Genomic DNA, 10,735 nt, shown 5'->3' with positions numbered 1-10,735 from the left:
AGAAGTGGACAATGGGGCTGGGGACCGAAGTTTACTGAAAATAGAAGTCGGTTTGGCAATGATTAAGCGGCACTCCATGAAAAAGCCGGTCGGGAACGTTCCCGACCGGCTTTTTGCCAACTTAGATAACATGCGTTAACTGATACCAGCTACTTAGTCGACTTTCACAACCCGGGTTTTGGCAAATCGGTCGTGCCAGCCCGAGCCGCCGCCTAGAAAGGAAAACGCGTCGAAAGGAATGATCCGGCTGAGTGTGCGCTGTAGGGCGGCTGTAGTGGTGAGCTTCGAGCCATCTTCCATGACCACGCGGGTACGGGTTGCAATCTTGCCCATCGTGCGGCCGGTCATCGACTCCATGATGAAATAGTAGCTCAACATAATCACAATACCTATCAGCGAAGCCAACGGACCTTCTAGCACATCGAGTATCCATCGATTGTCGGTAATAGCTACCGCCAATCCTAGGGCAAAGCTAAGACTGAAGAGTATGGCATAAAACGCAATGAGGTCGACAATGTAGTTGGCGAAGCGCTGACCTGTGCTAGCCGAAGTCATGGCTAGCGGAGAGTTCAGTAATTCAGTGAAAACAGACGAATTCTCAACACGCTCATCTGAATAATCTTGCTCTAAGTAATTTTGTTGCATATTTCGACGTTTATTGTACGTCTACAATATGCGAAAAAATTATCCAGCGGCAATGGCTTTGCGACGACTGACGCGCGGTAAACGCTCGGCGCCTTGCTCCAGCAGGTCGTCGTCGCGCTCGGTCTTTTTAACCGTCCAGCTCAGCGAGTACAAGTCTTTGCGCCGGTCGCGCAGGTTGCGCACGGCTCCGCTGGTATTTAGGTCTTTCAGCAAGTCCAAATCGAGGTCGGCAATCAGAGTCATTTCGGTGTTCGGCGTGGCCTCGGCTACAATGGCGTCGTGCGGAAAGGCAAAGTCCGAAGGGCTGAACACGGCACTCTGCGAGTACTGAATATCCATGTTCTCGACCCGCGGCAGGTTGCCCACCGAGCCGGTGATGGCCACGTAGCACTCGTTCTCGATGGCGCGGGCCTGGGCGCAGATCCGGACGCGCTGGTAAGCATTCTTGGTGTCGGTCCAGAAGGGCACGAACAGAATTTTCACGCCTTCGTCGCTCAGCATGCGGGCCAGTTCGGGGAATTCCACGTCGTAGCACACCAGAATGCCGATTTTACCGAAGTCGGTGTCAAAGCACTTCAGCTTGTCGCCGCCCCGCATGCCCCAGTAACTCGCCTCGTCGGGCGTGACGTGCAACTTGTATTGCTCGTCTACGGTACCGTCGCGGCGGCAGAGATAGGCCACGTTGTGCAGCTTCTCATCTTCGTAAACCGGCATCGAACCGGCCACGATGTTGATGTTGTAGCTCACGGCCAGCTCCATCATTTTGGCTTTGATGGGCGCCGTGAAGGCCGCCATAGCCCGGATAGCTACCGCCGGCGAATCCTCGTTGGTGAGGGCCATTAGGGGAGCGTTGAAGAACTCGGGGAACATCACGCAGTCGGCCTTGTAGCCACTTACCGTATCCACAAAGAACTCGATTTGCTGCAACAAGTCTTCCAGGCTGCGAGTGGCGCGCATCTGCCACTGCACAATACCGATGCGGGCATTGCTTTTCTGGTTGCCGATGAGCTTCTCTTCCTCTTCGTAGTACACGTTGATCCACTCAAGCAGCGTGGCGTAAGCCTTACTTTCGGAGTCGTAAGGCAAGTAGCCACGGATGATTTTGCGGACGTAGAATTCGTTGGAAAGCTGGAATGTCAGAATGGGGTCAACCAACTCTTTGTTGCGCACCATTTCCACGTACTTGGCCGGCGTCATTTCGTTGGCGTATTGGGCATAGCCCGGAATCCGGCCGCCGGCCACCATGGCGCGCAAATTTAGGTTCTCGCACAGTTCCTTGCGAGCGTCGTACAAACGGCGGCCGAGGCGCAAGCTCCGGTACTCGGGGTCCACAAATACGTCCACCCCATACAGCGTGTCACCATCGGAGTTGTGCGTGTCGAACTTGCCGTTGCCCGTGATTTTGGCGTAGGTGTGCTTGTCGCCGAACTTGGCGTAATCGACAATGATGGCCAATGCTGCCGCTACCAGCCGGCCATTGTCCTCAATACCGATTTGGCCTTCGGGAAACTTACGGATCAAGGCGCTGAACTCGTCGGCCGACCAGGCGCCTTCCATGTTGGAATATACCTGATCCATAATGCCCTTGATGGCCTTGAAGTCGGAGCGGCGCAGGGTGCGCAATACCAGCTTGTGGGCCGGGATAGCCGTGGGGGTAAGCAACTCCGCTATCGAACCTGAATGCTTGTCGGGGGTTACTTTTTTGGCGTGGCTGCCGCTGGCTTTGCCATTTGAACTCGTTGCCATATAGGTCGAAGGAAAAGTCGTAGAAGAAATGCAAAAATACCGCTTCGTTGATTGGACGCGGTCCTGATTTTACGGGAGTACAACAAGTTTGGCGGGAAAGTGGTGCAAATGGTCGCAAAAAGGCCGGTTCCACAAATGGAGCCGGCCGGAAGAGCATTGACACAGCTTCTCAACAGCTGCCAGTGAAGCGGAAGAATACCAGGTTTATTTAGTAGCTGCGTTGGCTTGCGCATGTACCCGTATTCGGCAATTACACGAAACCTTGAAATCTTCAGAAATAACCGCAATCCGACTGCCTTTCCCGTTACTGCCGCACCACGCGCCGCACTGCTACGCCGGTTTTCGTTTGCACTCGTAGCAGCGCCACCCCCCGAAACGCACCGAAAGCCGCAGCGGGCACCACAGCTTCGCCAGAAGCGTGCGGAATGGTATAGCTAAACAACACGCGCCCTGTTACATCGGTGGCAGTAAGCGAAACGCGCCCAGCCAAGGCAGGCAAAGTCAGGCGCAGAGATTCGCTGGAGCCGACAGGGTTTGGGTAAACTGCTACAACTGATTCGGGCAGCCGCGTTTGCGTGCTTAGCACAGGCAAGCGGCGGTAGATGTCGCGGTACTGCACCAACGACACGAGTTCTTGGCCGTTCACGAGTTGCGTGGTGACTTGCAGCAGCGGAATGCCCTGGTTTTTGGCCAGCCACTTGTACTGTTTCATCACCGGCCGCTGAATAGCCGTGCCCGGCTCCCCCTGCAAGGATACACTGTCGCGGACTTGCAGCGTGCTTACCACGCGCAACGCCTCGAACGTGCCGAACGGCGTGGTAAGGGTGCCCCATCCGTCGGCATTGTTTACGCGCTTCTGTTTTTCGCGCAAATAGGCTGTGCCGGGCACGTTCACCGAGAAGTCGGAATTACTGGAATCTCGCTGCTGGTATACGAGCGGAAAGCGGTATATCACGTCTTGCAAGGCCTGGCTTTGATAGAAAACGGGCAGCGCACCCACTGACGGAATGTCGGCCCCGTAGCCCACCTGCCGGTAGTTGGTAGTTGATTCGTTGAAAAAGGAATATATCTCGGTGATAGGTAAGCCCGCCGCCACCAATACAGCCGGTAGCGGCTGCCGATTGGCAATAGTAGCCCGGTTTACGCCACCCAGCACGCCAAACACTATCGGGAGCAGCCCCGGGGTGTTGTTAACGGCCGAGTAGTAAGACACGCTCTGATTGACGGGCCGCAAGCTGCTGTAATTCCAGGTTTGATTGGCACCCGTCTGGGTGAGAGCAGGGCCCATTAAAGTCAGTGATTCGCTGGTGCGCAACGAGTCGCCGAGGTTGGGCATGTCGTTGCGGTCAATAGTGATGGGCGTTTGGGCTTGAACTGAAAGCGTTGTGGCCGTTAGTAGCACAAAAAGGGAACCGGAGTAGCAGCGGCGCATAAGAAGAATGTTTTCGGTGAGGCATTGATGCTTCCGAATATAGCACCTGTACGTAAGTTAGATGCTATCCGGTTAGGCCGTTGTACCTTGCAGTATGCTTCCGCCCGAAGAACGTCGTCTCCAGACGTTGGGCCGGCTGCTGGCCTCGCCTGAAGGTTTTCCGCCGACAGCCTGGTTATGCGCCCCGCCCGACGTGCACCGCTGGCAGCCCGCCATGCCGGCGGCTGTGCTAGTAGTGGCTGCCGCCGGCATGGCTGTGCCCACGCCACCTGGCCTCGTCCGCACCCTGTTCATGGATGAAGTGCAACTGGTTATGGAGCGTCTGCTCACCCAAGTGCCCGGCGCCCCCGATTGGCTTCGCGTCGACATCCTGGCCCGCTACAAAACCAACCACGAGTTTCCGGCCCTTACCGGTCACCCCGATACGCTGGCCGACTACCTGGCGGAAGCCGTGCACGCCGGTGGTCTTTCTGCTCCCGATGCCCTGGCGCAACTGCTGAAGTATTTTTCCCACTTCACTCGCGAAGCTGCCGAGCGCATCATGTCCCAAGCTTACCGCCGCACACAGAAATAAGCGTTGCAACTGCCTCTCAAGAGCAGGATTAGAGACGATACGCAATTTTTCTTTGCCGCTACCAAAGAAACGGTCATGCTTCGACCAGCAGACGCCAGATGAAGCATGACCGTTTAAGTAGACAAACTACCGTTACACTCCCGTCATCTCCGGCACCTCCGCTGGCACCACCAACTTGCCAGCGGTAGCCGACCGAATCTGCTCAACGCTAACCCCCGGCGCCCGTTCGCGCAATACAAAGCCGTCGGCCGTCACGTCGAGCACAGCGAGTTCGGTTACTATTTTCTTGACGCAGTGTAGACCCGTAATGGGCAGCGTGCAAGCGGGCAGCAACTTGCTGCTGCCATCTTTGGCCACGTGTTGCATGGCCACAATAATGTTTTTGGCCGAGGCCACCAAGTCCATGGCGCCGCCCATGCCCTTCACCATTTTGCCGGGAATCTTCCAGTTGGCAATGTCGCCGTTTTCGGAAACCTCCATGGCCCCAAGAATGGTCAGGTCCACATGCTCGCCCCGAATCATCCCGAACGAGTCGGCGGAGGAAAAGAGGCTGGAGCCGGGTAGAGTGGTTACGGTTTGCTTGCCGGCGTTGATGAGGTCGGGGTCCACTTCGTCCTCGGTGGGGAAGGGGCCCATGCCGAGCAAGCCGTTTTCCGACTGCAACTCCACATTGATACCCGCAGGAATGTAGTTGGCTACGAGGGTCGGAATACCGATACCGAGGTTTACGTAGTATCCGTCGCGCACTTCCTGCGCAATCCGCCGGGCAATGCCGTGTTTGTCTAACATGATGGGTGGGAGAGGAGAAGGTTATTTAACAGATGCGGCATGGGCGCCTACCACCGCCTGCCGGACTTGCACCTTGTATTTCCCGGCCAAGTCGCGGGCCGTGGTGTTGGGGTACTTCTGCGTGTAAAGCAGGGCTACAATTTTCAGCTTCGGGTCCACCCAATAGGTGGTGCCGAAGATGCCGCCCCACTCATAAGAACCTTCGGAGAGGCCGGAGGTATCGGCGGTTTTGGCGGTGGTGATGCTGAAGCCGAGGCCAAATTTGTTGTCGCCTTGGTTGACCTCACCAATTTGGTTGCTGGTCATCAGGCGTACCGTGGTTGGTTTCAGCAAGCGGCGGCCGTTGTATTCGCCCTCGTTGAGCATCATCTGCAAAAAGACGGCGTAATCGTCGATGGTGGAGGAAAGACCCGCGCCGCCCGAAAAGTAGGTGCCGGCGGCTTTGGGATAATCCGGTGTCATGCGGCCTTGAGGTGCCATCTTCACGGTAGCTTTGGATGCGTCTTCGGTGTAGAGGGCGGCCAAGCGGTTTTGCTTTTCGGCGGGCAGGTAGAACCAGGTATCGCGCATACCGAGCGGGTCGAAGAGGCGGGTGCGTAAGTATTGGTCGAGGGGCTGCTTGGAAAGCACTTCAATCAAATAGCCCAGCACATCCACGCTCAGTCCATATGTGAATTTCTCGCCCGGCTGGTGCAGCAGTGGCAGCGCCCCCAGCGCATTCATTGAAGCAGCCAGATTACCGCCTGGTGTCCCGATGCCGCTTGGAATATGCGCTTTCGCGTAAATAGCGCTGGCTTCCTTGGAGCCGATTACCGGATAACTGATGCCGGAAGTGTGGGTCAATAGCTGCCGAATGGTTATTTCGGATTTGGCCGGGACGGTGGTATAAGTGGAATCTTTCTCGTTGAAAGTAGCCAGCACTTTGGGGTTGCGGAAAGCTGGCAGGTACTTGGAAACCGGGTCGTCGAGTTGGAATTTGCCTTCGTCGTAAAGCATCATCAAACCCACGCTGGTTACGGCCTTGGTTTGCGAGGCAATCCGAAAGATAGCCTCGGGCTTGAGCGGCGTTTTCGCTTCCACATCCTCATACCCAAAGGCTTTGCGGTAGATGATTTTGCCGTCGCGCGCCACCAAGGCAATAGCGCCCGGAATGCGGTTGGCGGCCGTGTACTCCTGCAAGAGCTGGTCGAGGCCCGGCAACTGCTCGGGTTTGGCCGTAAGGGTCTGCGACTTGCTGCTCTTTGGCTTCGCCGGAGCCGCCGTTTGGGCGTACGAGTAGTTGCCGAAAGCAAGCGAAAGGAGAACGAGGAAAGCTGTCTTTTTCATAGGATGCTCTAAGATTGGTCTCGTGATGGGTGGCGCAAGGGCTAACAATGGCTAGCTCAACGACCCTGTGACACGCTGCTGTACTCCTTGCAAATTCTGCGTGCGATGCTACTTGACTGAAGTCCGTACGGTGCGCTGCTCGATGCGTTTTTCGTAGTTTTTACCTTGAAAAATGCGCTGCACGAAGATGCCGGGCGTGTGAATTTGATTGGGGTCCAGCTCGCCGGCGGGCACCAATTCTTCCACTTCAGCTACCGTAATTTTGCCGGCCGTCGCCATCATCGGGTTGAAGTTGCGGGCCGTGCCTTTGTAGACAAGGTTGCCGGCCGTGTCGCCCTTCCAGGCTTTCACAAAGGCGTAATCCGCTTTCAGCCAGGTTTCCAGCAAATACATTTTGCCGTAGAATTCCTGGCTTGGCTTGCCTTCGCCCACTTCGGTGCCGTAGCCGGCAGGAGTGTAGAAAGCCGGAATACCCGCGCCCCCGGCCCGAATTCGTTCGGCCAAAGTGCCTTGCGGCAACAACTCCACTTCTAGCTCGCCGCTGAGTAGCTGCCGCTCAAACTCGGCATTCTCGCCCACGTAGCTGGAAATCATCTTTTTTACCTGCCGCTGTTGCAGAAGCAACCCAATGCCGAAATCATCAACCCCGGCATTGTTGCTGATGCAGGTAAGATTTTTAACGCCTAGGCGCAGAATTTCCTGAATGGCATTTTCGGGGATGCCGCACAGACCGAAGCCGCCGAGCATGAGCGTCATGCCGTCGGTGAGGCCGTGCAGGGCAGCTTGGGCGTCAGGAACTACTTTGTTGATCATAGGAAAGAGCGTGAGCAATTGTCGGTGGGTTCGGGGCGTAATCGATACCTAAAAGTTCACTCAGTGGAAGAGGTGCGCTTTTTATTGGCATAGCCAAGCTTAGCGGCCTCAACGAAGTGGTTAGGCGGGGCCTTGTGTTTTGATTGACCTCAGCCGCCTACCAGATGCCGGCGGGCTTCTTCGGCGTCGAGCGTTAACTGTGCTTTCAGCGCGTCCAGGTCCTCAAACTTTTGCTCATCGCGCAGGCGGGCTACCAGCTGAACTGTGAGTTGCTGGTCGTACAGGTCGCCGTTGAAGTCCAGCAGATGCGCCTCGATGGTCTGGGTTAAGTCGCCGCCTACGGTAGGACGCACGCCGATATTGAGCATGGCTTCGTGGTGCACGCCGGCAGCGGTAGTGACCATTACGGCGTACACGCCACGGGCCGGAATCAGCTTAAGGGGCTCCTCTACGTGCAGGTTTGCGGTGGGCCAGCCGATGGTGCGCCCCAGTTGTCGGCCGCGCACCACAGTGCCCGTCAGCTCGTAGGGGTAGCCGAGGTAGCGGCTGGCCGTCAGGATGTCGCCGCTTTCGAGGGCACGGCGGATACGGGTGCTGCTCACGCCCACGGCATCCACATCTTCGCGCGGAATTTCCTCTACGCTAAGGCCATATCGATCCGCATTCTGGCTGAGATACTCGAAGCCGCCTTCCCGATTTTTGCCGAATCGGTGGTCGTAACCGATAACCAACTTGCTGGTGCCCACCGTGCGCACCAAGATATTCTGGATGTATTCTTCGGAAGTCCAGGAGGCGAATTCGTGGGTGAAGGGAATAATGAGCAGGTAATCGACTCCAAAATCACTCAGCTTCTTGATTCGCTCGTCGAGCGTGTTGAGCAGATGCAAATCTTGCGGGTTGGGGTGGGAAGGCGGTGGGTCCAACACCAAGCGTGGGTGGGGCCAATAGGTGATAACCACCGATGGCCCCCCGCTTTGTTGCGCCACTTCCTGCAACCGCCGCAGGATCTGCTGGTGCCCGAGGTGCACGCCATCAAATGTGCCACTAGTAACAACCGCTTGGCCTTGAAGGTGTGGAAACTGCGCCGGGTCCCGAACAACTTGCATCTGCTTGATAGTGCTAAGGTTAAAGTAACTAAGTAGTACGTCTACTCGAAACGGTCGGCGGAGGAAGTTTACCCTTGTAAGTGCCGATAGTCTGCAATATGCAGATTCTCCTGTACGGTGCGGCGCTTGTCAGGGTGTAATCATCTTTAGCTTCGCTGATTTAGGACTTGAAATCAACCGAATTGCTGACGAGCTCCACAACGCTGCATAGATAGAGCTGAGTGCGCGCAAACTCCCAGTATACTTGCTTCTAATTACCCTTAGTGCGTTGAGCTTGATTGGATTATAGTAGTGAAGTGGAAAACGGCTTGTCTGCTATTCTGCGCGTACAATCTGATTTTCCAAGCCAAAATAGGCGTTCAGATTTTTGCTGCGCTGGAGATAACCGCCTAACCACCCATACGCACAGCCGAAGGCAGCGCAGTAGCAAGCTTACGCAGAGGATTGCAACAAGCAAATAGCGCGGTGTAGTGACCCCAGCACCGGATTCAACGGTTAGTCTGAAACACTTTCTGAGTTGCCACCTGACTCCGGCGCCGGGTTGGTAGTATGGAAATACTCTAAGCCGGCCCGGCGCTCCGGCCGACGCTGCCTCTGCGGCCGAGAAGCGCGTTCGGTGGCACCTTCTGGCGGCGCTGGGCGTAACGCTTCAAGCTGCTCGATGTTCAAGGCCTCGGCCAGTTGATAATTGCCGATGCGGGTGCGCACCAATTTGGTGAGGTGAGCGCCGCAGCCCAATGCGGCGCCAAAGTCGCGGGCAAGGCTGCGGATATACGTGCCTTTCGAGCAAACCACCCGGAAATCGACTTCGGGCAGTGCCAAGCGCGTTATTTCAAACTCTTTGATGGTGACTTGTTTGCTTTTGATAACGGCTTCCTCGCCGCGCCGCGCTACTTCGTAGGCCCGCTCACCGTTCACTTTTACCGCCGAAAACAGCGGGGGCGTCTGCTCAACCAAGCCCGTAAACGGCGCGGTGGCCGCCCGCACGGCGGCCTCGCTCAGGTGCTCAAACGGCAGTTCCACATCGACTGGAGTTTCCAGGTCGAAGCTGGGAGTGGTTTGGCCTAGGCGGAAGGTGCCAGTGTACTCCTTTTCCTGCGCTTGAATCAAGTCGATTTCCTTGGTCTTCTTGCCGGTGCACAAGATAAGCAGACCCGTAGCCAGCGGGTCGAGAGTGCCCGCGTGCCCGATTTTCTTGATTCGCAGCGTGTTTTTGACTTTGCGTACCACATCGAACGAAGTCCAGGTTAGGGGCTTGTCGAGCAGCAAAACTTCGCCGGTTTCAAAATCGAAAGGAGGAAAAGAAGCGTCCATCATCTACAGCTTAAAAAGGCGTTATGGGAATGCGCGGCCAGGGGAGTACCAAAAGTAGGCGAGCCGAAACAGCTTAATTCAAGTGAGGTTGCGCTTGCCGAAGCACGACTAAGGGAAGAGACGGTAAGGGCTAGTTCAACAACCACCCAGTGTCTAGCCAAACAGATTTTAGCTTAAATCAACTTCAAGTTGATACCCAACCCAATCATCACCAGAATAACCACGCCTACAATGATGCGGTAGAAGCCAAACGCCCGGAAACCAAAGCGCGACACAAAGTTTACGAACGACTTGACGGCCAGTAGCCCCACCGCAAACGCCACGACGTTGCCGAACAGCAGCAGCTTGATGTCTTCCGCGCCCGGCGCACTCACTTTGTAGGTTTTGTAGAGTTGGTAGCCCGTGATGACGAACATGGTGGGCACCGCCAGCAGAAAAGAGAAGTCGGCGGCCGAGCGACGGTCGAAGCCTTGGGTGAGGCCGCCTATGATAGTGGCCGCCGAGCGTGACACACCCGGTATGAGGGCAATGCACTGGAAAAGGCCGATTTTGAGCGCCTGCATGAGACTCGGAGTGGTTACTTCCTTGCGCGGACCCGAAAACCAACGGTCTACAAACAGCAAGATAATACCGCCAACCACCAACGAAACCGCTACCACCGTCACGCTCTTCAGCAGTTCCTCGATAACATCTTTCAACAAGAAGCCCAACACACCGAAAGGGAGAAAAGCCACAATCAGCTTCACGTAGAAATCGACGCTTTGCAGAAACCGCCGCCAGTACAGCACTACCACCGACAAAATAGCCCCGAGTTGAATGGAGGTGATATACGTTTCGGTGAACGGAAGCTGCCCAATGCCGAGCAGGTTGGCCACTATCACCATGTGGCCGGTGCTGGAAACCGGCAAAAATTCAGTTAGGCCTTCGACAATGGCGAGTAGCAGCGCGTGCCAGTAATTCATAAGGAAACGGTGTAGCGCGAAGCTCCAG

General features: G+C 56.0%; 10 protein-coding genes. 1 reads left to right on the top strand and 9 read right to left on the bottom strand.

Features of this window, described 5'->3' with window-relative positions:
- Positions 1–153 precede the first annotated feature (153 nt).
- The 3 genes from ACFE7X_RS16105 to ACFE7X_RS16095 form a co-directional block, all read right to left on the bottom strand.
- Positions 154–645, bottom strand: coding sequence for an RDD family protein (locus tag ACFE7X_RS16105; RefSeq protein WP_375436706.1), 492 nt, complete (start codon positions 643–645; stop codon positions 154–156).
- A gap of 39 nt (positions 646–684) precedes the next feature.
- The gene (locus ACFE7X_RS16100; protein WP_375436708.1) at positions 685–2,223 is read right to left on the bottom strand and encodes a GNAT family N-acetyltransferase; all 1,539 of its coding nucleotides are present in this window, start codon (positions 2,221–2,223) and stop codon (positions 685–687) included.
- Positions 2,224–2,695: 472 nt separating this feature from the next.
- A complete protein-coding gene (locus ACFE7X_RS16095; protein WP_375436705.1) occupies positions 2,696–3,823 on the bottom strand; it encodes a T9SS type A sorting domain-containing protein in 1,128 nt (375 codons plus the stop codon).
- A 94-nt stretch (positions 3,824–3,917) separates the two neighbouring features.
- Between ACFE7X_RS16095 and ACFE7X_RS16090 the strand changes: the two genes are divergently transcribed.
- On the top strand, positions 3,918–4,397 hold the full coding sequence (locus ACFE7X_RS16090; RefSeq protein ID WP_375436704.1) for a hypothetical protein: 480 nt from the start codon (positions 3,918–3,920) through the stop codon (positions 4,395–4,397).
- A gap of 132 nt (positions 4,398–4,529) precedes the next feature.
- Here the strand turns inward: ACFE7X_RS16090 and ACFE7X_RS16085 are convergent, their stop codons facing one another.
- From ACFE7X_RS16085 to ACFE7X_RS16060, 6 genes are all read right to left on the bottom strand, one after another.
- The gene (locus ACFE7X_RS16085; RefSeq protein ID WP_375436703.1) at positions 4,530–5,186 is read right to left on the bottom strand and encodes a CoA transferase subunit B; all 657 of its coding nucleotides are present in this window, start codon (positions 5,184–5,186) and stop codon (positions 4,530–4,532) included.
- Positions 5,187–5,207: 21 nt separating this feature from the next.
- A complete protein-coding gene (locus ACFE7X_RS16080; protein ID WP_375436702.1) occupies positions 5,208–6,512 on the bottom strand; it encodes a serine hydrolase domain-containing protein in 1,305 nt (434 codons plus the stop codon).
- 108 nt (positions 6,513–6,620) lie between these two features.
- Positions 6,621–7,325, bottom strand: coding sequence for a CoA transferase subunit A (locus tag ACFE7X_RS16075; RefSeq protein WP_375436701.1), 705 nt, complete (start codon positions 7,323–7,325; stop codon positions 6,621–6,623).
- A 149-nt stretch (positions 7,326–7,474) separates the two neighbouring features.
- Positions 7,475–8,431, bottom strand: coding sequence for a bifunctional riboflavin kinase/FAD synthetase (locus ACFE7X_RS16070; protein ID WP_375436700.1), 957 nt, complete (start codon positions 8,429–8,431; stop codon positions 7,475–7,477).
- Between the two features lie 495 nt (positions 8,432–8,926).
- Complete coding sequence (gene truB / locus ACFE7X_RS16065; RefSeq protein ID WP_375436699.1) at positions 8,927–9,748, bottom strand: tRNA pseudouridine(55) synthase TruB; 822 nt, start codon at positions 9,746–9,748, stop codon at positions 8,927–8,929.
- Positions 9,749–9,918: 170 nt separating this feature from the next.
- The gene (locus ACFE7X_RS16060; protein ID WP_375436698.1) at positions 9,919–10,707 is read right to left on the bottom strand and encodes an undecaprenyl-diphosphate phosphatase; all 789 of its coding nucleotides are present in this window, start codon (positions 10,705–10,707) and stop codon (positions 9,919–9,921) included.
- Positions 10,708–10,735 lie beyond the last annotated feature (28 nt).

The sequence above is a fragment of the uncultured Hymenobacter sp. genome, assembly GCF_964242765.1.
Lineage (GTDB): Bacteria > Bacteroidota > Bacteroidia > Cytophagales > Hymenobacteraceae > Hymenobacter.
The sequence above is the reverse complement of the archived record's forward strand: the minus strand, read 5'-3'. Positions and strand labels throughout refer to the sequence as shown.

Coding starts and splice junctions, on each gene's coding strand:
- ACFE7X_RS16105 (WP_375436706.1), bottom strand. CDS start 645: ATGCAACAAAATTACTTAGAGCAAGATTATTCAGATGAGCGTGTTGAG.
- ACFE7X_RS16095 (WP_375436705.1), bottom strand. CDS start 3,823: ATGCGCCGCTGCTACTCCGGTTCCCTTTTTGTGCTACTAACGGCCACA.
- ACFE7X_RS16070 (WP_375436700.1), bottom strand. CDS start 8,431: ATGCAAGTTGTTCGGGACCCGGCGCAGTTTCCACACCTTCAAGGCCAA.
- ACFE7X_RS16060 (WP_375436698.1), bottom strand. CDS start 10,707: ATGAATTACTGGCACGCGCTGCTACTCGCCATTGTCGAAGGCCTAACT.
- ACFE7X_RS16100 (WP_375436708.1), bottom strand. CDS start 2,223: ATGGATCAGGTATATTCCAACATGGAAGGCGCCTGGTCGGCCGACGAG.
- ACFE7X_RS16075 (WP_375436701.1), bottom strand. CDS start 7,325: ATGATCAACAAAGTAGTTCCTGACGCCCAAGCTGCCCTGCACGGCCTC.
- truB (WP_375436699.1), bottom strand. CDS start 9,748: ATGATGGACGCTTCTTTTCCTCCTTTCGATTTTGAAACCGGCGAAGTT.
- ACFE7X_RS16080 (WP_375436702.1), bottom strand. CDS start 6,512: ATGAAAAAGACAGCTTTCCTCGTTCTCCTTTCGCTTGCTTTCGGCAAC.
- ACFE7X_RS16090 (WP_375436704.1), top strand. CDS start 3,918: ATGCTTCCGCCCGAAGAACGTCGTCTCCAGACGTTGGGCCGGCTGCTG.
- ACFE7X_RS16085 (WP_375436703.1), bottom strand. CDS start 5,186: ATGTTAGACAAACACGGCATTGCCCGGCGGATTGCGCAGGAAGTGCGC.